This window comes from Tardiphaga sp., from assembly GCF_041424195.1.
Lineage (GTDB): Bacteria > Pseudomonadota > Alphaproteobacteria > Rhizobiales > Xanthobacteraceae > Tardiphaga.
In genome coordinates, this window is record NZ_JBGMOE010000168.1 from 1 (window position 1) to 22,847 (window position 22,847).

23 protein-coding genes are annotated in these 22,847 nt (G+C 62.4%); 16 read left to right on the top strand and 7 right to left on the bottom strand.

The window, feature by feature from the left end:
* The coding region (locus ACEK02_RS22720) for a flagellar basal body P-ring protein FlgI (RefSeq protein ID WP_371423811.1) at window positions 1–844 on the bottom strand (844 nt) is incomplete at its 3' end.
* A 326-nt stretch (window positions 845–1,170) separates the two neighbouring features.
* On the opposite strand from ACEK02_RS22720, the gene ACEK02_RS22725 reads away from it, so the two are divergent.
* From ACEK02_RS22725 to ACEK02_RS22740, 4 genes are all read left to right on the top strand, one after another.
* Window positions 1,171–1,581, top strand: a complete 411-nt coding sequence (locus tag ACEK02_RS22725; RefSeq protein ID WP_371423812.1) for a flagellar assembly protein FliX — start codon at window positions 1,171–1,173, stop codon at window positions 1,579–1,581.
* Between the two features lie 242 nt (window positions 1,582–1,823).
* Complete coding sequence (dksA, locus tag ACEK02_RS22730) at window positions 1,824–2,234, top strand: RNA polymerase-binding protein DksA (protein ID WP_116662903.1); 411 nt, start codon at window positions 1,824–1,826, stop codon at window positions 2,232–2,234.
* A 202-nt stretch (window positions 2,235–2,436) separates the two neighbouring features.
* A complete protein-coding gene (locus tag ACEK02_RS22735; RefSeq protein ID WP_158005716.1) occupies window positions 2,437–2,700 on the top strand; it encodes a hypothetical protein in 264 nt (87 codons plus the stop codon).
* A 144-nt stretch (window positions 2,701–2,844) separates the two neighbouring features.
* Window positions 2,845–3,633, top strand: a complete 789-nt coding sequence (locus ACEK02_RS22740) for a 2-keto-4-pentenoate hydratase (RefSeq protein WP_371423813.1) — start codon at window positions 2,845–2,847, stop codon at window positions 3,631–3,633.
* A 133-nt stretch (window positions 3,634–3,766) separates the two neighbouring features.
* On the opposite strand, the gene flgH is transcribed toward ACEK02_RS22740, so the two are convergent.
* From flgH to flgF, 4 genes are read right to left on the bottom strand one after another with little or no spacing between them, the layout of a single operon-like run.
* On the bottom strand, window positions 3,767–4,519 hold the full coding sequence (flgH, locus tag ACEK02_RS22745) for a flagellar basal body L-ring protein FlgH (protein ID WP_068736258.1): 753 nt from the start codon (window positions 4,517–4,519) through the stop codon (window positions 3,767–3,769).
* Window positions 4,520–4,524: 5 nt separating this feature from the next.
* A complete protein-coding gene (gene flgA, locus ACEK02_RS22750) occupies window positions 4,525–5,673 on the bottom strand; it encodes a flagellar basal body P-ring formation chaperone FlgA (RefSeq protein WP_371423814.1) in 1,149 nt (382 codons plus the stop codon).
* Between the two features lie 11 nt (window positions 5,674–5,684).
* Window positions 5,685–6,473 (bottom strand): flagellar basal-body rod protein FlgG, encoded by a 789-nt coding sequence (flgG, locus tag ACEK02_RS22755; RefSeq protein ID WP_116662906.1) that lies wholly within the window; start codon window positions 6,471–6,473, stop codon window positions 5,685–5,687.
* 12 nt (window positions 6,474–6,485) lie between these two features.
* Window positions 6,486–7,250 carry a flagellar basal-body rod protein FlgF gene (gene flgF / locus ACEK02_RS22760; protein WP_371423815.1) on the bottom strand — a complete coding sequence of 255 codons (765 nt, stop codon included), beginning with the start codon at window positions 7,248–7,250 and terminating at the stop codon, window positions 6,486–6,488.
* Between the two features lie 362 nt (window positions 7,251–7,612).
* Between flgF and fliL the strand changes: the two genes are divergently transcribed.
* From fliL to ACEK02_RS22785, 5 genes are all read left to right on the top strand, one after another.
* Window positions 7,613–8,104, top strand: coding sequence for a flagellar basal body-associated protein FliL (gene fliL, locus ACEK02_RS22765; protein ID WP_371423816.1), 492 nt, complete (start codon window positions 7,613–7,615; stop codon window positions 8,102–8,104).
* 18 nt (window positions 8,105–8,122) lie between these two features.
* Window positions 8,123–9,322: a flagellar motor switch protein FliM gene (gene fliM, locus ACEK02_RS22770; protein WP_371423817.1), complete on the top strand. Its 1,200-nt coding sequence runs from the start codon at window positions 8,123–8,125 to the stop codon at window positions 9,320–9,322.
* Window positions 9,319–9,756, top strand: coding sequence for a DUF6468 domain-containing protein (locus ACEK02_RS22775; RefSeq protein WP_371423818.1), 438 nt, complete (start codon window positions 9,319–9,321; stop codon window positions 9,754–9,756). The genes fliM and ACEK02_RS22775 overlap by 4 nt, the downstream gene beginning before the upstream one ends.
* Window positions 9,753–10,523 carry a MotE family protein gene (locus tag ACEK02_RS22780; RefSeq protein WP_371423819.1) on the top strand — a complete coding sequence of 257 codons (771 nt, stop codon included), beginning with the start codon at window positions 9,753–9,755 and terminating at the stop codon, window positions 10,521–10,523. The genes ACEK02_RS22775 and ACEK02_RS22780 overlap by 4 nt, the downstream gene beginning before the upstream one ends.
* 244 nt (window positions 10,524–10,767) lie before the next feature.
* Window positions 10,768–14,298: a tetratricopeptide repeat protein gene (locus ACEK02_RS22785; RefSeq protein ID WP_371423820.1), complete on the top strand. Its 3,531-nt coding sequence runs from the start codon at window positions 10,768–10,770 to the stop codon at window positions 14,296–14,298.
* Window positions 14,299–14,310: 12 nt separating this feature from the next.
* Here ACEK02_RS22785 and fliP read toward each other — a convergent pair whose 3' ends face one another.
* Together fliP and ACEK02_RS22795 are read right to left on the bottom strand one after the other, a co-directional pair.
* Complete coding sequence (gene fliP / locus ACEK02_RS22790) at window positions 14,311–15,063, bottom strand: flagellar type III secretion system pore protein FliP (protein WP_371423821.1); 753 nt, start codon at window positions 15,061–15,063, stop codon at window positions 14,311–14,313.
* Window positions 15,060–16,136 (bottom strand): flagellar biosynthetic protein FliO, encoded by a 1,077-nt coding sequence (locus ACEK02_RS22795; RefSeq protein ID WP_371423822.1) that lies wholly within the window; start codon window positions 16,134–16,136, stop codon window positions 15,060–15,062. The genes fliP and ACEK02_RS22795 overlap by 4 nt, the downstream gene beginning before the upstream one ends.
* Before the next feature lie 375 nt (window positions 16,137–16,511).
* Between ACEK02_RS22795 and flgB the strand changes: the two genes are divergently transcribed.
* The 7 genes from flgB to cckA all read left to right on the top strand — a co-directional run bounded on the left by flgB (window position 16,512) and on the right by cckA (window position 22,645).
* Window positions 16,512–16,925 (top strand): flagellar basal body rod protein FlgB, encoded by a 414-nt coding sequence (gene flgB / locus ACEK02_RS22800; RefSeq protein ID WP_371423823.1) that lies wholly within the window; start codon window positions 16,512–16,514, stop codon window positions 16,923–16,925.
* Between the two features lie 31 nt (window positions 16,926–16,956).
* On the top strand, window positions 16,957–17,382 hold the full coding sequence (gene flgC, locus ACEK02_RS22805; protein ID WP_089265171.1) for a flagellar basal body rod protein FlgC: 426 nt from the start codon (window positions 16,957–16,959) through the stop codon (window positions 17,380–17,382).
* A 16-nt stretch (window positions 17,383–17,398) separates the two neighbouring features.
* Window positions 17,399–17,725 carry a flagellar hook-basal body complex protein FliE gene (fliE, locus tag ACEK02_RS22810; RefSeq protein WP_068735666.1) on the top strand — a complete coding sequence of 109 codons (327 nt, stop codon included), beginning with the start codon at window positions 17,399–17,401 and terminating at the stop codon, window positions 17,723–17,725.
* A gap of 42 nt (window positions 17,726–17,767) precedes the next feature.
* The gene (fliQ, locus tag ACEK02_RS22815) at window positions 17,768–18,031 is read left to right on the top strand and encodes a flagellar biosynthesis protein FliQ (protein ID WP_092146438.1); all 264 of its coding nucleotides are present in this window, start codon (window positions 17,768–17,770) and stop codon (window positions 18,029–18,031) included.
* A 13-nt stretch (window positions 18,032–18,044) separates the two neighbouring features.
* Window positions 18,045–18,815, top strand: coding sequence for a flagellar biosynthetic protein FliR (fliR, locus tag ACEK02_RS22820; protein WP_371423824.1), 771 nt, complete (start codon window positions 18,045–18,047; stop codon window positions 18,813–18,815).
* A 10-nt stretch (window positions 18,816–18,825) separates the two neighbouring features.
* Window positions 18,826–19,899, top strand: a complete 1,074-nt coding sequence (gene flhB / locus ACEK02_RS22825; RefSeq protein ID WP_371423825.1) for a flagellar biosynthesis protein FlhB — start codon at window positions 18,826–18,828, stop codon at window positions 19,897–19,899.
* Between the two features lie 172 nt (window positions 19,900–20,071).
* Window positions 20,072–22,645, top strand: coding sequence for a cell cycle histidine kinase CckA (gene cckA / locus ACEK02_RS22830; RefSeq protein WP_371423826.1), 2,574 nt, complete (start codon window positions 20,072–20,074; stop codon window positions 22,643–22,645).
* The last annotated feature ends 202 nt before the right edge of the window (window positions 22,646–22,847 follow it).

Below are 22,847 nucleotides of genomic sequence, written 5' to 3' on the forward strand. Positions count from 1 at the left end.
TAGCGACGCGGACGTCGCGGCCCATCACGATGATGCCGGAGCGTTCGTCGATGATGATCTTGGCGGCCAGATCCGGTTCGACCTGCAGCTGCTCGATCTCGGTGAGCAGCGCAACGACGTTGCCCTTGAACTCCGGCGGGATCGACATCTGCACGGTGGAAGGATCGATCGGCTCGGCGGTCTTGGATCCCAGGAAATCGTTGACGGCGGCCGCAATGCGCTTGGCCGTGGTGAAGTCAGGATTGCGCAAAGCGAGGCGCACATTGGGCAGGCGGTTCAGCGCGAACTCGATCTCGCGCTCGATAATGGCGCCGTTGGCGATGCGGCCAACGGTCGGTACGCCGCGGGTGATACTGGCGGCGGCGCCTTCGGCGGCAAAACCGTTGATGGCGAGGGAGCCTTGGGCGACGGCATAGACGTTGCCGTCGGCGCCGAGCAGGGGGGTGACCAGCAGGGTGCCGCCGGTCAGGTTCTTGGCATCGCCGAGCGCCGAGACGGTGACGTCCATGCGGGTGCCCTGAGTGCCGAAGGCGGGCAGGTTACCGGTGACCATCACGGCGGCCACGTTGCCCGTGCGCAGCGTCTGGCCGCGGATATTGACGCCCATGCGTTCAAGCATCGCCTGCAGCGACTGACGGGTAAACGGGATGTTGTTGAGGGTATCGCCGGTGCCGTTGAGGCCGACCACGAGGCCGTAGCCGATCAACTGGTTCTGCCGGACGCCCTCGATATTGGCGAGATCCTTGATCCGCGACGTCGCATGTGCCGACACCGCCTGCACGAGCAGCACGAGCAGCACCGCACAGGCCGTCTGACAGAATCGGATCGAAGGTAGGCTCGGCATCCTCTGCTCCCCGCTGAGGTCTTCACTGGACCGCTCGCCACTCCCATGACGACGATCCAGCCTTCCCTATGCGAGTGCCGTGCCAGTGATTTTATGAGACCTAAGATATTGAATTGTATATTTAATTACGAATTTCGCTGGAGCGCGTGCCTGCCTTCGCCCCGGCGAAAGTGCCGCCCGCGGCAGATTTTGCCGGGCTGTTTACGATTGATTAACCATAAAAGACGACCATTCCGAATGGAGGCCTATTTACGCTCGCGATGGTACTGAGCGAAAGGCGCGCCGCCATGGGCCGGGATCGGCCATCACCCTCGCTGGACACGCCGATGCGCATTTACGGACCGAACGGCACCACATTCGGTGCTCCGTCGTCAGGAGCGAAGAAAACCAGTTCGAGCGGGTTCTCGTTGCCGGATGCGACCCCGACCTCCGAGGCCCGACCGACGGTAGCGCCCCGGGCGGCCAACAGCATCGATGCGCTTCTGGCCATGCAGAGCGTCGAAGATCCCATGGAGCGCCGCAAGCGCTCGGTGAAGCGCGGCCGCGGTGCGCTCGATGTCCTTGACGAACTCAAGATCGGCCTGCTCACGGGCTCGATCAATCCGGCCATGGTGGCGCGGCTGCGCAGTGCGGCAGCCAACCTCAAGGAATCATCCGGCGAGCCCGGTCTGGACGCAGTACTGTCCGAAATCGAACTGCGGGTCGAAGTTGAGCTGGCCAAGGCTGGCCAGGTTTAGGTCGTCCCGAGCCTCCGGAAGCCGCGCAAATTACTGCTCATAGCCTCCCGAACAGGTCCGTCACCAAGGCCGGGCTCCGGAGCTTCTACCCGCTGCAGCGGCGGAGTTCCCGGGGGTGAAACCTCACGGTGGATGGCCATTCCGGAGGTATCCGGACGTTATTGTCTGTCACATGGCGTAGCTATATAAGCTGCGGCGCGGCCGGTCATTTCCGGCGCCTTGCACGCATAGATGGATTGGCCTTGGACAAGTTGAAAAGCTATCGCCCCTCCGAAAAAGAGCCTTTCATGAACGACCGGCAGCGCGACTATTTCCGCGCGAAATTGCTGGCCTGGAAGGAAGAAATCCTCCGTGAATCGAAGCTCACCCTGCAGACCCTGCAGGAGGAGAACGTCAATCACCCCGACCTCGCCGACCGGGCGTCGTCGGAAACCGACCGCGCTATCGAACTGCGGGCGCGCGACCGGCAGCGCAAGCTGATCTCCAAGATCGACGCCGCGCTGCTACGCATCGAGGACAACACCTACGGCTATTGCGAGGAGACCGGGGAGCCGATCTCGCTGAAGCGGCTTGAAGCCCGTCCGATCGCTACACTCTCCGTGGAAGCCCAGGAGCGCCACGAGAAGCGCGAAAAGGTCTATCGCGACGAATAGTCTTTCAGATGCCAAACGGCCGCCCATCGGGCGGCCGTTTTCATTTTGAAATTCCGAATGCTGCGCCATTGCGCAAGCTGTGCATTGCAGCATGTTGCAATCACTGCACTGCAGCACGATGCTATTCCAAAACACGCGAATATGAACGTCATCATTCCCCAATAGGACGTAGGCTGGATCCAGAAAAAAGGGAGGATGAACTATGGCTGCGCCTGCCTCTTATGATCCCGATACGATCGCGTTGATGCGCAATGTACTCCAGAAGGTGGTCGCGAAGGTGCCTGAGCAGCACCGCACCTCCTGCAATCAGGCAGCCATCGCGTCGCGCATCCTGGCGACTGCAGCGCAGGGCCGGCGTTCCGAAGATGTCCTGACTACGGAAGCTCTGGCCGAGGTGAAGGAGATATTCACCGGGCCCGCTGGGATGCGTCGGCTTCATGAAGACCTGACCAAGGTCTTCGGTTGAGCTGCAAGATCTTGACAGGCGCCGCATAGAGATCGTGTCGATATCATTCATCGATGTCGTGTCAGGTTGCAAAGCCTGATGGCGATCGGTACCCGTTCTGCCTGTGTCTCGGCATTAGCCGTCCGACAGGCGAAGGGACCTCCAATGGACAAAGCTCTGGCGATTGCGGAGATTCTTGCTTACGCACGCCGCAACCGCTCGCCGTTGTCGGTATTGCCGCCAGAAGCGGTCTTACGTGACGAAACCGAGGGGTATTGGGTACAGGACGCATTGCATGATTTGCTGGCGCCGGTTTTCGGCACGCAGGTCGGTCACAAGATCGGCTGCACGAGCCCGGTGATGCAGCAATATCTCGGCATCCCGCATCCCTGCGCGGGCGGCCTCTATATGAGCGGCGTGCATGCCACCGGAGCATCTCTCCGCTATGGCAACTATGTCCATGTCGGCGTCGAGTGCGAAATTGCAGTCCGCCTTGGACGCGATGCTGTGCCGTCCGATGAACCGTTCACTGCGGAGACGATCGCATCCTCGATAGAGGCGTACTATCCCGCCATCGAGATTGTCGATGATCGTTATGCAGACTGGCGCAGTATGGATGCGCCGACACTGATCGCGGATGATTTCTTTGCAGCAGGATGTGTTCTAGGTGCGCCTGTTACACGCGGCAAGGCGCCCGACCTTCTGTCGGTGATCGGCCGCGCTGTCATCAACGGCGTCGAAGTGGGGCGCGGCACTGGCGCCGATGTACTCGGCCATCCGCATCACGCACTGGTATGGTTGGCCAACCATCTCGCAGCCAGCGGCAAGGTGTTGCTGGCCGGAGAATTCGTCCTCACTGGCAGTCTGGTGCAGACCGCGTGGCTCAATGCCGGAGATCACGTCCGGATGGAATTGCTCGGCCTCGGCAGCGTCGAGGTGGATTTCAAAGGCTGACGTTCTGCGCTTCGCCCGGCCGCGTTTCGATTCTGCCCAGAACGACGCGGCCTTCCGTCAGGGGAGCTGACGGAAGGCCGCGCGTGAACATCTCATCGCGTGGGAGCACGATGAGATGTGGGAGCTCATAACGTTAGAAGGGCAGCAGCACGTCCATCACTTGCTGGCCGTAGCGCGGTTGCTGGACGTCCGAAATCTGGCCGCGGCCGCCATAGGCGATGCGGGCCTGCGCGATCTTCGCGCTGTCGATGGTGTTGTCGCTCTGAATGTCTTCAGGACGCACTATACCTGCGACGATCAGTTCGCGGATTTCGTAGTTGACCCGGATTTCCTGCTTGCCCTCGACCACCAGATTGCCGTTCGGCAGCAATTGCGTGACGACAGCGGCGACGCTGGTCTGTAAGGCTTCCTGCCGCGCCACCGATCCCTTGCCGTCGCTCGACGACGATCCATCAGCCGTGAGCAGGCGGCCGGGCAGGACCGAGGCGGCCGAACCTGTCAGCAGCTTGCTGCCCGCAAAGTCGGTGATGCCCGAGTTTTCCGTATTGGTGCGGCTGCGCTGTGTCTCGTTGGCGATATTGGCCTTGTCGGTGAAGTTCACGGTGACCGTCAGAATGTCGCCGATCTGGCGCGCACGCTGATCCTTGAAAAATGCGCGCGATCCGCTGCGCCACAGGGAGTTGGCGTTGTAGGATGCGACCTCCGGCTTTGGCATTGGCATCTGCACCGGCTTGTAGCCGGGCTGTGTCGTCGGGTTTTCAATCGCCGTGAGCGCAGGCTTCTCGCCGATGGAGGCGAGACGGTCGATCGACGAACAGCCGCTGGCAGCAAGGCCGACCGTAAGAAGCGCAGCGCCGGTGGCGAAGGGACGATGGAACTGGAACATCAACTTTACTCAGCTTTTCGAGAGACAGGCGCGTGGTCGTTGGCAGCGAGAGCGACGGGAGAGGTGGCCGCGGGAGAGCTGGCCAGGGGAGGTTTGGCCTGGGAGATTTTTTCGGACGGGAGAGACTCGCGGGAAGGTGTAGGAGCGGGAGCAGGTGTTTCGACTTGCGCGGGGAGACGCGGGGACGGAGCGGAGACGGCGACCTGGCCGCGACCAACCACGACGCCGGAGACGGTGCGCTTGGACTGGAGGTTGATCACGTTGACGACGTCGCCTTCGGTGCCGCCTTCGATGGCCTTGCCGCGCAGCGTAAGATAAAGCCCGGCAGTTTCGTAGATCAGCGTCACCGCCTGATCGCGGGTGACGAGGTCAGGCTTGGCGAGGTCGGCATTGCGGATTGCCTGACCGGCGCGCAATTGGCGGCGGCTCTGCATGCCCACGGCGCGGTCGCGCGTTACCCCATCGTTACCGACTTCGGCTTTCGGACGACGCTCGATGACAACATCGGAAGATTTCAGCACTTCATTGCGTTCGACGCCGCGGACCAGCACCGCCGCTTCCACGGTCTCGACGGCGCTGCCGGTGAAGCGCAGCTTGGTGGCAGACACGTTGGAGTCGTTGCCGATCGCAAAGGTGACGTCGAAACGGCCGCTGCGCGCGTCGAACCGAACTGCGATGGGCTGCAGCGCGCCGGTATTGCTGGCGTCGAGCTGCAGACCCTGGACTTCGCGGTCGAAAGTGAGGCTGAGATTGGCTGCGGCGCCAAGGCCGTGGCGGTTCTCCAGCGCCTGCGCGACCTGGTTTTCGATATCCTTGCTGTCGATGCTGCGCGACAGCCGCGTTACGGTGATGGACTTGAGTTCGCGGGTATCGACGCCGATCACCTGATGCTGCCGCAGCGCTGCAATCACCTGCGCAGTCGACAGGGTGCCGACGGTGCCGAGATCGGGCGCCCGATAGATCGCGATCTGCGCGGTGGGGCCGGCATTGTCGATGACGTCGCCAATCCGCACCACGTCGCTGGACACCGTGACATTGGCGCGTAGCATCGGCGATGCGATGACCTCGTCGCGCTGCGCCTGGCCGAGCGCAGCGGTGGCCGCTGCAGCGAGCAGGGCGGTGGCGAGGAGAAGCGAGCGCATGGCTGATGTCATGATCATTCTCCTCAGCGGAACATGCCGGCGGTGGATTGCAGCATCTGGTCCGCCGCGCTGATGACCTTGGCGTTCATCTCATAGGCGCGCTGTGCGGCGATCAGGTCCGAGATTTCAGTGACGACTTCGACATTGGCCATTTCGAGGTTGCGCTGCTGCATGTCGCCGAAGCCGTCGGCATTGGCGACGCCGTCCTGCGGTGGGCCGGAGGCCGGTGTTTCGGTGAACAGGTTGTCGCCGATCGAATTGAGGCCGGCCTTGTTGATAAAGCGGGTGAGGCTGATCTGGCCGAGCACGGTCGGGGTCGTTGAACCCGGCACGATCACCGAGACCTGGCCCTGCGCATTGATCGAGAGTTGCGACGACGCCTGGGGGATCGAGATTGTTGGCTGCAGCAAGTTGCCCTGCGCGTTGACGATGCGGCCCTGCTGGTCCGTGGAAAACGTACCGTCGCGGGTATAGGCGAAGGTGCCATCGGTGAGCTGGATCTTGAAGAAGCCTTCGCCGCGGACGGCGATATCGAGGTCGCCGCCGGTTGCCGACAGCGTGCCCTGGGTCATCATGCGCGGAGTACCGACGGTCTTCACGCCGCCGCCGATATCGACGCCGACCGGAATGACCGTGCCCTGATCCGATGCCTGCGCGCCGACGCGGCGGACGTGATCGTAGATGAGGTCCTGGAACGCCGCCCGCTGCTTCTTGAAGCCGGTCGTGCGCATGTTGGCGATATTGTTCGAGATGACCTGGACGTTGAGTTCCTGGGCCGCCATCCCGGTCGCTGCAGTGTAAAGAGCGCGCATGGGTCAGATTCCTTAAGCCGGAACGTCGGCAAGTTTTTCGATGGCGGTGCGCCGCGCGTCGCCCTGCGACTGCAGCATGTTGGACAGCTCGGTATAGGCGCGGGTGACGTCGATCATCCGGGTCATTTCGACAACCGAGTTGACGTTCGACTTTTCGATAAAGCCCTGATTGAGCTTCGACGTGGTGGACGGCTGCGGATTGGCGCCGGGACCGGCCGAGAACAGGTTGGAGCCTTCCTTCACCAGTCGCTGGGGCTGCGCGAAGTTGACCATGCGAATCTTGCCGCGCACGGAGTCGATCCGGTTGATGCCTTCGAGCACCGTGACCGTGCCGTCCTGCGAGATGTTGATGTCGTGGTCGGTCTGCTGGAATACGATCGGGCCGTTGGCGCCGAGCACCGGTGCGCCCGCCGCTGTCACGAGCTGGCCCTGCGAATTGATCTGCAGGCCGCCGTCGCGGGTATAGCGCTCGCCGTTCGGGGTCTGCACGGCCAGGAAAGCGTTGCCGTCGATGGCGACATCCAGCGGATTCTTGGTCTGTTCGAGGGCGCCTCCGGCGAAATCATGCATGGTGGCGCGGTCCTGTACGAAGGACACGCGGCGATCGCGGCCGACGAAATTGTCTTCGCGCGCGCCCGGGCTCAGATACTCCTCGAACATCGTCCGCTCGGCCTTGAAGCCCGAGGTGTTGATATTCGCAATGTTGTTCGCCACGACGTCCATCTGACGCTGGAGCGTCATCTGCCGCGACAGTCCGACGAGAAGCATATTCTCCATCGGTGGTTCTCCCCTAAGTTCCCGCGGTTCGCTCTCCCAAGCTCGCCGTGGATCCCGTAAACCGCACAGCTCTCCCAAGCCGCGGTTCGCAGACTTAGTAGCGAAAGTCGTGCCAAGCCAAAAAGGTGATATTTTTCAAATTGTTGGTAGTTTTTGAGGCGCGAAAACGGGCGGCAGAAAGGTCTTGTTGACCATATTTGCCGGCAGAATTTTCCTAGTTGAGCGTCAAAAGAAAGATTCCGTTAACCATTGCGACCTAGCGTCACGACCACACAGGGCCTTGGGCGCTGGCAGCATTTGTATCGCGTCTTTAAAGCCTGCTTTGCAGCATCGAGCTCATCCCAACCCCGGACGGGCAGGCGATGGCGGATACGGAAACTTCAGAAAACCCCCCGGCCGGGGACGAGGCGGCAGCTCCAAAGAGCAAATTTAGGCTGATCGCAATCGTTGTAGGCGTGCTGGTGCTTTCAGCGGGCGGTGGCGGCTGGTTCTTCCTGAAGGGGCACCCCAAGGAAGAGAAGAAAGAGGCGGCGCCGGCTGCGAAGCCGCTCGCCTTCATCGATGTGCCGGAGATTCTGGTGAACCTTGCCGGTCAGCCCGGCGAGCGCGTGCAATATCTCAAGGCCAAGATCGTGCTCGAGGTCAAGGAAGCGCCGTTGGTGGCGCAGATCACGCCGTCGATGCCGCGCATCACCGACATGTTCCAGGTTTATCTCCGCGAACTCCGCACCACCGATCTGAACGGCTCCGTTGGCATGTTTCGGCTGAAGGAAGAGCTGACGCGGCGCGTCAATGCCGCGATCTCTCCTCATCACGTGAACGCTGTGCTGTTCAAGGAAATCCTCATTCAGTGAGGAATTGGATTTAGGCTGATGTCTACCGAACAGGTCGATCAGGACGCAATTGCCGCCGAATGGGAAGCTTCTCTGGATTCAGAGGATCCCGTTGAGGCGGCGAAAGCGGCTGCCGAAAACGAACTCACCGGCACCATGGCGGAGCAATGGGCCGCCATGGTCGAGGACGGCGGTCGCGATATCGGCGGCGGCAAGAACGGCGGCGAGCGCGTTCTCTCGCAGGAAGAAATCGACAACCTCCTCGGTTTCAGCGTCAACGAGGTCCATCTCGACGAGAATTCCGGCATTCGCGCCATCATCGATTCCTCGATGGTGTCGTATGAGCGTCTGCCGATGCTCGAAATCGTGTTCGACCGCCTGGTGCGGTTGATGACCACGAGCCTGCGCAATTTCACCTCCGACAACGTGGAGGTCTCGCTCGATCGCATCACGTCGGTGCGCTTCGGCGACTATATGAACTCGATTCCGCTGCCTGCCGTGCTGTGCGTGTTCAAGGCAGAGGAGTGGGAAAACTTCGGCCTCGCCACCGTCGATTCCAGCCTGATCTATTCGATGATCGACGTGTTGCTCGGCGGCCGTCGTGGTCAGGCCTCGCTGCGCATCGAGGGCCGTCCCTATACGACCATCGAAACCAATCTGGTGAAGCGCCTGATCGAAGTCGTGCTGGCCGATGCCGAGCAGGCGTTCCGGCCACTGTCGCCCGTGGCCTTCACCATCGACCGGCTTGAGACCAATCCGCGCTTCGCCGCCATCAGCCGTCCGGCCAATGCCGCCATCCTGGTGCGCCTGCATATCGATATGGAAGACCGCGGCGGCAATATCGAATTGCTGCTGCCCTATGCGACGATCGAACCGATCCGCGCCGTGCTCATGCAGATGTTCATGGGCGAAAAATTCGGCCGTGATCCGATCTGGGAAAGCCATCTCGCCACTGAAATTGCTCAGGCCGAGATTGCCGTCGACGCCGTGTTGTATGAGGCGGAGATCCCGTTGAAGCAGCTGATGCTTCTCAAGGTGGGCGATACGCTGCCGCTGGAAATGCGGGCGGATGCCCTTGTTGCCGTACGATGTGGATCTGTGACCTTGACTGAAGGTCGCATGGGCCGCGTCGGAGACCGCGTTGCCATTCGAGTCACGAAACAATTGCGCAAGCCGAACACGACCTTCGCCATGTTTGAGAAGGCCGATGAGCAAACCAAATTGATGGAGGCACAATGAGTCATTCATTAGGAATTGTGATCGAGAGCCTGGTTGCGGTGCTTCTGATGCTGACCATCGCCTATTGCATGTTGCTCAATAAGCGCCTGAAGCGCCTCAAGGCTGACGAACAATCGCTGAAGGCGACGATCGGCGAGCTCATTACCGTGACCGAGATCGCCGAGCGTGCGATCGGCGGCCTCAAGCATACCGTGCGGGACGTCAATGAGAATCTCGGCAGCCAGATTTCGGCGGCAACCGCGCTGGCCGATCAACTGAAAGCCCAGCTCGCCGAGGGCGACGCTGTCGTGCGCCGGCTGTCGAAGATAGCGGTGGCGGCACGGCCGCTCACCGAAACCGACCCAGATGCACCGCGGGTGTCCGCGGCGCGGGCCAATGCCGCGGCAGCGCAGGCGTTCGCCGAGCGCAGGAGGCCTGACGGCATCGCTGCATGAAAGCTTTTCGGGACGTTCGTATTCTTCCTGTCGTGTTGGTGGCAGTTTTCGGGCTGGCGATTCTCAAGATCGCCGGCCTGGTGATCGATGGCGGCTACGTGTTCAACTACGATCCGCAGCCGCAGCCTGCGAAAGGATCGTGGGCGCAGGAGATGTTCAACTTCCCGGGCGGCAAGCCGGCAGACGGCGACATTACCGGCTCGGTGTCAGCCAAGAAGGAAGAGCCGAAGCCCGCGGTGGCAGCGCCTGCAGCGATCGAACCGACCAGCAACCCGCCGATCGAACTGTCTCCTCAGGTCTCGCCCGCCGAACGCGCGATCCTCGAACGGCTGCAAGCGCGCCGTCAGGAGCTGGAAGCGCGTGCACGCGAGATCGACATTCGCGAGAGCCTGCTGAAGGCCGCCGAGAAACGCATCGAAACCCGCGTCGATGAATTGAAGGGCGTCGAAGCCGGTATCAAGACGGCCAACGACCAGAAAAGTGAAGTCGACGCCGCCCGCTTCAAGGGCATCGTCACCATGTATGAAAGCATGAAGCCGAAGGACGCCGCGAAGATCTTCGACCGGTTGGAAATGCCGGTGTTGTTCGAGATCGCCTCGCAGATAGCGCCACGTAAAATGTCCGACATCCTCGGTCTGATGCAGCCGGAGGCCGCTGAACGTCTCACCGTCGAACTGGCGCGCCGCGCCTCGGGCGGCGAACGATCTGCCGCGGCGGTGGAATTGCCCAAGATCGAAGGCAGGCCGATCCAGCAGGGCCGGAATTAAAGAAATTAATTAACAAATCCTTAGAGCGCGGAATCTAGATTCGACACAGGGCGGACGACCGTCCTTCGAGCATCGGGCTGAGAGACACTTCTGAATGGCACGGACGGCTGCCGTTGCATGTTGGACGCAAGCTCGCGCATGGACGCGGGCCGTTCGGCGTTGTGCGGTCGTCGCGGGCATTGTCTGGCTTACGCTGTCGTTCCCGGATGCCGCATCTGCGCAAGCTGTCAGGGGCACTGCCAGCATGGGTACGTCGGGCGGCTATGCCCGCATCGTGCTGAAGCTCGCCGAGGACGTGGAGTCCGAGGTGACGCAGGCCGGCACCATTCTCGTCGTCCGCTTCAAGCGGCCGGTCGATATTCCCGTGGAGATTCTCGGCGACGCCGCGCCCGACTATATCGGCTCCGCACGCCGCGATCCCGATGGCACGGCAATCCGTCTCGCACTATCACGCAGGGTGACCGTCAATTCGATGACGGCGGGCGAGCGCATCTTCATCGATCTGTTGCCCGATACCTGGAAGGGCATGCCGCCCGGTTTGCCGCAGGATGTGGTCAAGGAATTGTCGGAGCGTGCGCGCGCGGCAGAGCGCGCCTTGCGCCAGCAACGCGCTGCCGCGGAAAGTCAGAAGAAGCCGCCAATCCGGGTGCGGGCATCCGTGCAGCCGACCTTCGTGCGCTTCGTGTTCGAGACCGGCGGCGTCGGTGTGTCGTCAGTGTTGAACGAGAAGACGCTGACGTTGACCTTCAACGCCGGTCTGGTGTTCGATCTCGCCGATGCCAAACTGTCCGCTCCCGCCAATGTTGCGTCGATCGGTCAGGCGATGGACGGTAACCGCACCGCGGTCGAGATCGGCTTGATCGGCGACGTCGATGTGAAGTCGTTCCGCGAGGACAAGAGCTACGTCGTCGATATCGGCTTTCAGCAGAACGAAAAGCCGTCGCCGCTGGCCAAGCTGCCGGTGGCCGTTCCCGCGGACGAGAAGCCGCCGGTCGCGGCGAAGCCTCCCGAGGTCGAGAAACCCGCCAGCATTCCGGCACAGCGCTCTGGCGAGATCGTGCCTCCCACCTCCGAGATGATCGCGAAAGAGATCGTTCCGGAGAAGAAAGTCGAGGTTGCGGCGGCCGCGCCGGCAGCGCCCGTCGCAACAGCGAAGCCGGAAGAGCCAAAGCCCGAGGCGGTCAAGGTCGCTGAATCACCCAGGCCTGCGCCGGCAGCTGAGCCTGTTGTCGTAGTTCCTGCGAAAGAAACACTGCCGCCTGCGCCTGCCGTTGCGGCGGTCCCTGTTGCTGCACCCGTTGCTGCTGCATCGGCCGAACCGGCGGGCATGCCGGTCGAGGTCAAGCGCAGCAGTGAGGGCGTGCGCATGGCCTTTGCCTTTGCATCGCCGACGCCGGTCGCCCTGTTCCGCCGCGGCGACATCCTGTGGCTGGTGGCAGATTCGACGCGGCCCATCGATACCGCGCCGATCCGCCGCGATAGCGGATCGATCATTGCCGATGTGAGCACGATCCCGCTGGAGAAGGGACAGGCGATCCGCATCCGCCTCAATCGCCCACAATTGGCCTCGCTCACGACCGACGACCCCGCCGGCGCGGGACAGGCCTGGTCGCTGATGCTGGCCGATACACGTCAGACGCCGTCGCAGCCGCTTTCTGCTGTGCGAAACATCGCCGATCCTTCGCGCGCCAGCGTGCAGGTGCCGCTGGCCAAGCCCGGCATCAAGCATCGTTTGATCGATCCGGATGCTGGCGATACGCTCAACATCATCACCGCGTTGCCGCCATCGCGCGGGTTCATCCGCCGGCAGGACTTCGTCGAATTCTCGTTGCTGGAATCGATCCACGGCGTTGTGGTTCAGGTGAACTCCGACGACGTGTCCGTTGAGGCCAATATCGACAAGGTGATCCTTACAAAGCCCGGTGGCCTGACGCTGTCCGCCGCCGACGCAGCACCGCAACGTGCCTCGACGGTCGCTCGGCCGATCTTCGATGTCGGCCAGTGGCGCAAGGATCAGGAAGGCCCATTCAACGCACGCTTCGACGAGTTGATCAACGCGATGACATCAGCCGAGGCCAGTTCGCTGCTGCAGGCGCGGATGGATCTGGCCAAGTTCTACATGGCGCGCGGTATGTATCACGAGGCCAAGGGCGTCGCCGATCTCGCTATCTCGGACACCAAGGTCGGCGAGGAAAGCCCGGTTGCGCTGATCGTTCATGCGGTCGCGAGTGCGATGATGGGGCGTCCCGAACAGACGTTGAAGGATATCGCCAATCCGGTGCTCGGGCCGGGTTACGATAGTGAATTGTGGAAGGCGCTCGCTTACGCCAAACAGGAAAAATGGGTCGAGGCGCGCGAGCGTTTCAAGAATGCCGAGTTCATGCTCGCCGCGCTGCCGGCCGATCTGCAACGTGCGGCCTTGATGCTGGCGCTGCGCGCCTCGCTTGAAGTGAAGGACTATGCCGGCGCGTCGTCGCGCGGCAGCGAATTGGAAGTGGTGGGGGTCACGCCGGATATCAAGCCGGCGGCCATGCTGCTCAGCGGCTGGCTCGACGAGGCGCTCGGCCGGGAGAAGGATGCGCTGTCGAAGTATCAGGACGTCACCGGTTCGGTGGATCGTCAATCTGCAGCGGAAGCCAAGCTGCGTGAAGTCGTTTTGCGCCAGAAGCGCAACGAGATCAGCGGCGAGGATGCGCTGCATGATCTCGAAGTGCTGGCAGTGACCTGGCGTGGCGATGGAACTGAAGTGCAGGTGCTGCAGATCCTGTCGCGCATGTATGCCGAACTCGGCCGCTACAATGACTCGCTGCTGGCCGCCCGCACGGCCACCGAACGCCAGGCCCACAGCGAAGCTGCGCGCCAGGTGCAGGACGAGGCGCAGGCGCTGTTCTCGCAGATCTATCTGTCGCCAAAGGGCGACAGCCTGCCGCCCGTCGATGCGCTGGCGATGTTCTACGAGTTTCGCGAGCTGACCCCGATCGGCCGCCGCGGTGACGAGATGATCCGTCGTCTTGCGGATCGTCTCGTGGCCGTCGATCTGCTCGATCAGGCGGCTGAACTTCTGCAATACCAGGTCGATCATCGTCTCGAAGGGGCAGCGCGCTCGCAGGTCGCTGCGCGTTTGTCGATGGTCTATCTGATGGCCCGCAAGCCTGATCGCGCCATCGCTGCGCTGCGTACTACACGGATCGCCGATCTCAATGGCGAACTGCGCCAGCAGCGGCTGCTCCTCGAAGCGCGTGCACAAAGCGATATCGGCCGTCGCGAGCTGGCGCTGGACATCATCTCTCATGTGAGCGGGCGCGAAGCGATCCGGCTCCGCTCGGATATCTACTGGTCGTCGCGGCGTTGGCGCGAAGCCTCCGAACAGATCGAACTCTATTACGGCGACCGCTGGCGGGATTTCTCGCCGCTGACGCCAAGCGAAAAGAGCGACGTCATCCGTGCTGTCGTGGGTTATGCGCTGGCGGAAGACGCCCTCGGTCTCGCGCGCTTCCGCGAAAAATATGCGCCGCTGATGAATGTCGGTGCCGACAAGATTGCCTTCGATACCGCGAGCAAGCCGACTTCGACCAACTCATCGGAATTCGCGGCCATCGCCAAGATGGCCGCATCCGTCGATACGCTCGACGGCTTCCTGCGCGAGATGAAGACGCGCTTCCCGGAAAGCAGCGCCAAGGCGATCCTGCCCGGTGCCAGCGCCGATCCGATGCCGACCGGCTCGCTGAAGCCGCAGCCGGTGGTCAATGTCCGCAAGATCGAGATGACGCGGTAGGCGAGAACTTCGCTACTGCCCGTAACTCTGCACCAGACTGCCGGCGACCAGCGACCAGCCATCCACCAGCACGAAGAAGATCAGCTTGAATGGCAGTGACACCACCGCCGGTGGCAGCATCATCATGCCCATCGCCATCAAGACCGAGGCGACAACGAGGTCGATGATCAGGAATGGCAGGAACAGCAGGAATCCGATCTCGAAAGCGCGCTTCAACTCCGAGATCATGAAGGCCGGGACGAGGATCCGCAGCGACATGTCCTCGGGTGTCGCGGGGACCGGTTCGCCCGACAGATCCATGAACAGTTTGAGGTCCTTCTCGCGCACGTTCTTCTGCATGAAGCCGCGGAGCGGAATGGATGCGCGCACCAGGGCCTGTTCGACGGTGATGTCGTTGGAGATCAGCGGTTTGATACCGTCGTCATAGGAACGTTGCAGCACCGGCCCCATCACGAAAGCCGTGAGGAACATCGCCAGCGCGATGATCACCGAGTTCGGCGGAGCGGTCGCTGTACCCAAAGCGGTTCGCAGCAACGACAGCACGACCACGATGCGTGTGAACGACGTCATCATGATCAGGATCGACGGTGCGATCGACAGCACCGTCAACAACGCGATCATCTGCACGGCACGCTCGGTGACGCCGCCGCCACCGCCGCCGAGATTGATGCTGATGTCCTGCGCCATCGCGGGACCCGTGAGGGTCCCGGCGGCGATCAGAACTGAAAGGAAAAATACTCTACGCGGGAGGTTCGTCGAACTCACGAACTGGACTTCGGCCGTCCCAGCAGGGAGGCCATCTCGTCTTCGAGATTCTCAAAACCCGATTTGACCGGCGGGGCAACTGGCGGCGCCTCAGCACGGGGAGGGCTCGCGATCGAAACGTCCGGCGACCGCGAGGCTGGACGGATCGAGGGTGCCTCAGGCGCCACTGACGGAGCGCCGATACGAGGCTCCGGAGCCTCCGGACGGGCCTCGCCCGACGGGCGGCGCAAGGCTGCTTCGAGGCGCTGCGCCATGTCCGCGAGGTTCTGATCGGCCGACGACACGGCGGCTGCCGGAGCGGGCGCGGGTGGTGCGACGACGGGGGCGGATGCCGGGGCGGCGACAACCGGAGCAGGCGGTGTCGGTGTGGCAACAGCACGGTCCGGTGTGCGGGGTTGCGGCATGGTGCGGATCGGCGGATCGGCACGCATCGGGCGTGGCATCATTGGCTCGCTACGCGGCGTCTCGCTACGCGGGATCTCGGCACGTGGCATTTCACTTCGCGGAACGGGCCGCTGCGGAAAAAGGTCGCTGCGTGGCGCGGGTTCGGGGCGCGGTGCGGGTTCCGGCGTGAGGCTGGCGACCGGATCGGGACGACGCTCCGGCAAAGGCGCAACGGGACGGCGCGGCTCTTCGATAAAGGAGGGGCGCGCAGGACGCGGCGCCGGCTCCGGCACATGCGGTTCGGAATCAAAGCCGGAGTCGTTACTCTCCGCCCAGCTCGGGGCGTCAGGCAGGGACGGGGCACGGCTTGCCACATCGGCGGCGAGGCCACCGCGCTGCGGCGCCTGCTCGCGGCCGGGCATGGCGCGGACGATATTGGGCTCGACGACGATGTCCGACGGGCCACCGATCATGAGCAGGTGTTCGACATTGTCGCGGCGGACAAGCACCAGGCGGCGGCGGCCGTCCACGGCGGCGGCGTCGATCACCGCGAGCCGCGGCAAGCGCCCGCGGCTGGCGTTGTTGCCCAGCCGGTTGCCGCCGAATCGGCGCACCAGCCAGGCGGTAAGCCCGATCAGCGCCAGTACGACGACGAAGGCCAAGATAAATTGCACCGATGATTGCATCATAAAGTCCCCAGCCAGACAGGGTGGCTGCAACGTCCACGTCCAGAGCTGCAGGTGTAATAACCCTGCACGCGCCGCACGCAGCGTGAATCACGCCCCATCTGTTAACGCCCCACGGCAGAACCTGCCGTTGGTTAATAATAAACTATGAATCGCTGCAGCCAAAACGACTTCTGCCGCCCCGTCGCTTGGCTGATGGGGATGGTTAATCGGCCAATTCGGGCGAAAAAGCGTTGGCATTTGCGAAAAACGCCGATTTTGCAGCATTCATTTACGATTCGGTAACAGGTGCCACCGGAAATTAACTTCGTATTAACCATGCAGGCGGCAAATTCTGCCTAGCTCAGGACGCTCCGTCCGGGCGGGCGGAGAAGGCCGATGGCGATCAGCGACATGCCGATGTTGTCGGCGCTGCGCACCAAGATGCAGTGGCATCAGGAACGCCAGCGCGTGCTGGCCGAAAACATCTCCAATTCGGATACTCCGAATTTCCGCCCCCGCGATCTCGTGGAACCGAAATTCGACAAGGCCGGGAACACGTCCGTCACTGCCGGCGGCATGGGCACGCTGCCGATGATGCGGGCGTCCGGCACCAATATCCTGCCGACCGGGGGCTCGGCCTCCTTCAACCAGAGCGGCCGGGTCGGCTACGAGACCCGCCCCGCCGGCAACGCCGTGAATCTGGAAGACGAGATGCTCAAGGTCTCGGCCAACCAGATGGACTATGCCGCTGCGACCTCGCTCTACACCCGCAGCCTCGGTCTGTTGAAGACCGCTATCGGCAAGCGCTGACGCCGCGGCGCGCATTTAAAGGGAGCTCATCATGGCAGACGATATCAGCGACTTCTCGCGCTCCATGGGCATCGCGACCTCCGGTCTGCGCGCCCAGGCCGGCCGCATGCGGGTGATTTCGGAAAACATCGCCAATGCGCAGTCTACAGCGCAGACTTCGGGCGGCGATCCCTATCGCCGCAAGGTGCCGACTTTCAAATCCGAACTCGACCGCTCACTGGATGCCCGCATCGTCGGCCTCGGCCGCATCAGGCCGGACCAATCTGCGTTTCCCACGCGCTACGAGCCCGGCAATCCCGCGGCAGATGCTGCCGGCAACGTCAAATACCCCAACGTGAACTCGCTGGTGGAAATGACGGACATGAAGGAAGCCCAGCGCTCCTACGAAGCCAATCTCAACATCATCAGCGCCACGCGTCGGATGATCCAACGCACGCTCGACATCCTCAAGGCCTGAACAGGACAGCTGAACCATGGCAACTCCCTCTGTCGCCGCCAATGCTTACTCGGCTCTCTCGCGCATCATGGACGCCGGCGGTGGCGTCGGTGGCGGTCTCAACAAGGCGGCGGATGCTGGTGGCGGTCAGTCGTTCGGCGCGGTCCTGAAGGACGCGCTCGGCAGCGTGCTCGATTCCGGCCGCAAGTCGGATGCGCAGACCATCGCAATGGCCAATGGCAAGGCCAATGTGATGGACGTGGTCACGGCCGTTGCGGAAACCGACGTCGCGGTGTCGACGCTGGTCTCGGTGCGCGATCGTGTCATCCAGTCCTACGAAGACATCATGAAGATGCCGATCTGATCCTCCTCACCACGAACGCCGCGTAACACAAGGACTACAGCAATGACCGGCCCCGAAACTCTCGACGTTGCCCGCGATGCGATCTGGACGATTGTGATCGTGTCCGGTCCGCTGATGGTCGTGGGCCTCCTGGTCGGTGTCGTGGTATCGCTGGTGCAGGCGCTGACCCAGATCCAGGAACAGTCGCTGGTCTTCGTGCCGAAGATTCTCGCCGTCTTTGCCACCATGATGCTCGCGTTACCGTTCATGGGGGACGCGTTGTCGAGCTATATGCTTCGGATATCGTCGCGAATCATCGGGGGGTGATGCACAATCCCGTATGCGCATCGATGTCTCGCTTCTGCCCGCTCTCGCCGCTGCCTTCATGTTGGCCTTCGCCCGCATCGGCACGATGGTGATGTTGATGCCGGGGTTCGGCGAGAGCAACATTCCCGCGCGGGCCAAGCTCTCGATCGCGTTGGGATTGACCCTCATCATGCTGCCGGCGCATCGCGGTGCCTACAACGTCGATATGGGATCGATCGTGCCGATGCTGGTGCTGATGGTGCATGAGATCATCATCGGCGTCGTGCTCGGCGCCACCGCGCGCGTCACGCTGTCGGCGTTGCAGGTCGCCGGATCGATCATCGCGCAGCAACTCGGTCTCGGCTTCGTCACCTCCGTGGATCCGACCCAGGGTCAGCAGGGCGTGCTGATCGGCAATTTTCTCACGATGCTCGGCATTACGCTGCTGTTTGCCACTGACACGCATCACCTCGTGATCGCCGCCATCAATGACAGCTACAAGATCTTTGCGCCGGGCGAATTCATGTCGTCGGGCGATGTGGCCAAGCTCGCGACCAATGCATTCGCGGCGGCGTTCAAGATCGGCATGCAGCTTGCTGCGCCTTTCCTGGTGTTCGGCCTCGTCTTCAATATGGGGCTTGGCGTGCTGGCACGGCTGATGCCGCAGATGCAGGTCTACTTCGTCGGTGTGCCGCTTTCGATCATGATCGGCTTCCTGATCTTCGCCGTGGTCCTCACCACCATGATGGGCACCTATCTCGAATACGTCACCGGCGTCATGCAGCAGATGATGTCGCGGATATAGGGGCGCGCGGATGGCCGACGACGACTCAGAAAAGACACATGACCCCACGCAAAAAAAGCTCGACGACGCACACGAACGCGGCGACGTAGCCAAAAGCCAGGAGGTCAACACCTGGTTCCTGCTGGCTGGCGCCACGCTGGTATTGTCGACCTTCAACGGCTCGGTCGGCGGCGGGCTGCAAACGCCGCTTAAAAACCTTCTACAAAATTCCTGGATGATACGGACCGACGGGCCCGGACTATTGCTGCTGGCCAAGAGTCTCTGCGTGTCCGTCCTGTCCACCATGGGCATGCCGATCCTGTTTCTTGTGCTCGCGGCGCTCGCCGGCAACCTGATCCAGCACCGGCTGGTATTCTCCACCGAAGGGCTGGTGCCGAAGTTCAGCAAGCTGTCGCCGATGGAAGGCGCCAAGCGCGTCTTCGGCAAGCAGGCGCTGGCCAATTTCCTGAAGGGCCTGTTCAAGCTCGTCCTGCTCGGCGCCGTGATGTGCGCGGTGCTGTGGCCGGAGCGGTTTCGTCTCGATGCGCTGGTTCATATCGATCCGTCGGCGATCCTCGGCATCACGACATCGCTGACACTGCAGCTGATGGCCTCGGTGGTGGCGATGCTCGCTTTCGTCGCCATTGCCGACTTCTTCTTCCAGTACCGCACCTGGTACGAGAAGCTGAAGATGTCGCTGCAGGAAGTGAAGGAAGAATACAAGCAGTCCGAGGGCGACCCCCACATCAAGGGCAAGATCAAGCAGCTGCGTCAGCAGAACATGAAGAAGCGCATGATGGCAGCGGTGCCGAAGGCCTCGGTGATCATCACCAACCCGACGCACTACGCCGTGGCGCTGTCCTACGAGCGCGGCATGACCGCGCCGATCTGTGTCGCCAAAGGCGTCGACAACATCGCGCTGAAGATCAGGGAAGTCGCCGGCAAGCACGATATTCCGATCGTCGAAAACGTGCCGCTGGCGCGCGCGCTTTACGCCACCGTCGAGATCGATGAGGAAATTCCGGGCGAACACTACCATGCGGTGGCCGAAGTCATCGGCTACGTCATGGGCCTGAAGCGTGGTCTGTCTGGACGCCCGTCATGATTCGGGAAAGCGCCTGGCAAAGGGCCGGGCAGGGGGCCGGGAACGTGTTGCGAATCGGCGGATTGGAAGCGAATAGGCCGACGCAACGCTTGCGCAAGGCCAGCCGATTGATGCACTCAGGAGGCGCGCAAACCCGCGCTGCCGCAACTGCCAACAGGCGACGAACCGTCCGATGACCGCCGAGACCGACCACGATCGCCCATCGATGACGGCGCAGAATCCGGTGCTGCACGAGCCGGCCCGGCGCAGCGGCAGCATCGTGCTGGTGCTGCTGATTGCCGCAGCGATCATCGCCTGCGCGGTGGCCTTCATGACTCTTGGCCGCGCCCAGGCGCAGCCTTATATCCTCGGCCTGCTGGCGCTGCTGGCGATGGTCGGCCTGTTCGTGTTGTTCGCCTTTGCTGCCGGTATCATCCGCTTTGCCGATCGCACCTCCGACGATCCGATCATGCGTGCAGTGGCGGATCACGCCTTCGACGGTATCGCCGTCACCGATGCGCGGGGCCATGTGGTCTATGCCAATGCGGCCTATCTCACATTGACCGGCGCGGCCTCCGCGCAGGACGCGCGTCCGGTCGAGCGGGTCTTCATCGGTAATCCCGATGTCTCTGAAGCCGTGTTCCGGCTGCTCAAGGCTGCCCGCGAGGGCAAGCGCCAGCAGGAGGAGGTCCGTGTTGCGGCTCCTGATGGCAGCCACGGCCGCTGGCTACGCATGCGCGTGCGTCCACTGGGTGAAGGCAAGCGCGAAGCCAAATCCACGGTGTGGTCGGTGGCCGATATTTCCCGCGATCGGCAACGTCAGGAAGACGTATTCCAGGAATTGCAGCACGCCATCGAATATCTCGATCACGCGCCCTGCGGTTTCTTTTCGGTCAATCCAAAGGGCGAGCTGGTTTACGTCAACGCCACATTGGCGAACTGGCTCGATCACGATCTCGCCGAGATCGGCTCCGGCGGCCTGAAGCTCACGGACATCGTTTCCGGAGACGGCGCGTCGTTGCTGACGTCCATCGTGCCGATGCCTGGCGAGGTCAAAACCGAAGTCTTCGATATCGACCTGCGGATGCGCAACGGCAAGACCATGCCGGTGCGGCTCTATCACAAGCTCGCTTTCGGCGCCGATGGCGTGCCCGGTGCGTCGCGCACCCTTGTGATCAGCCGCGCCCGCGACGAGCGCTCCGATCCGCAGCGCGCCGCCGAAGTGCGCTTCATGCGCTTCTTCGACCACACGCCGATGGCGATTGCGACGGTGGACCGCGATGGCCGCGTGGTGCGCGGCAATGCCCGCTTCGCCAAGCTGGCGCAGAGCTTGAATACGTCCGGCGCCGTCAACAAGTCGATCCTCGCCGCCGTCAGCGATCGCGACCGTAACCAGCTGGTCTCCGCCATCGGCCATGCCGCCCAGGGGCAGGGCGATATCCCGCCGGTGGAAGCGCTGCTGGAAGGCGCCAAGGAACGCTGGGGGCAGTTCTTCGTCACCGCCGTGGAAGAGAACGAGCGCGAGACCGAAGCTGCCATCGTCTACATGCTGGAGACCACCGAGCGCCGCACGCTCGAGAACCAGGTCAACCAGGCGCAGAAGATGGATACCATCGGCCAATTGGCTGGCGGCATCGCGCATGACTTCAACAACGTGCTCTCCGCCATCATGATGGCCAATGACTTCCTGCTGAACGCGCACAAGCCGACCGACCCGTCGTTCCAGGACATCATGCAGATCAAGCAGAACGCGACGCGCGCGGCGACGCTGGTGCGCCAGTTGCTCGCGTTCTCGCGTCGGCAGACGCTGCGCCCGACTGTGCTCAATCTCGGCGATGCGCTCTCGGATATCGATCTGCTGTTGAAGCGCCTGATCGGTGAGAAGGTCAAACTCGAAGTGGTGCATGGCCGCGATCTGTGGCCTGTGAAGGTCGACATCTCGCAATTCGAGCAGGTGATCGTGAATCTCGCAGTCAATGCGCGCGACGCGATGCCGGATGGCGGCGCGCTGACCGTGCGCACCGTCAATGTCTCGGCCGAGGAAGCCGGGCGGCTGTCCTACAAGGGCATGCCGCCATCGGACTATGTGCGTATCGATGTCAGCGATACCGGCACCGGCATTCCCGCCGATATCGTCGAGAAGATCTTTGAGCCTTTCTTCTCCACCAAGGACGTCGGCAAGGGCACCGGCCTTGGCCTCTCCACGGTCTATGGCATCGTCAAGCAGACCGGCGGTTTCGTCTATGTCGATTCCGAGCCGGGCAAAGGCACCACGTTCCGGATCTTCCTGCCGCGCCATCATCAGGAAAAGGAAGTTGCTCCCGATCCGGCGATCGCAGCCGCCGTTGCTGCCAAGGAAGCCGCTGCCGACGCCAAGCCGCGTGCGGATCTGACCGGGCAGGGCACCATCCTGCTGGTCGAGGACGAGGAAGGCCTGCGCGCGCTGAACGCCCGTGGTCTGCGCTCGCGCGGTTACACGGTGGTGGAAGCCGGCAACGGCGTCGAGGCGATGGAACTGTTCGACGAGCAGAATGGCGCCATCGATCTCGTGGTCTCCGACGTGGTCATGCCGGAGATGGACGGGCCGACGCTGCTCAAGGAGATGCGCGCACGCAATGCGGATATCCGCATCATCTTCGTGTCAGGCTATGCCGAGGAAGCTTTCGAAAAGAGCCTGCCGGAAAACCAGCAATTCGCCTTCCTAGCCAAGCCGTTCGCCCTGAGCGCGCTGATCGCCAAGGTCAAAGAGACCATGGCGCCGAACTAAGGCGCCATCTTCACAAAACAGTCTCGCTTTCAAACGCGCGTTGAACTTCGCAATGCAGCATAAGTATTTGAAAGCAAGGTGACTCCTGCGCCAAAGGTTCAATGACGAGCCGCGACCGAGGGCCGCAGCGTTTACCATCTAACGGTGCTTCCATTTTAGGCTGGGGTAGCCATGTTAGGGGTGTTTTCCCCCTGCCGGGGAT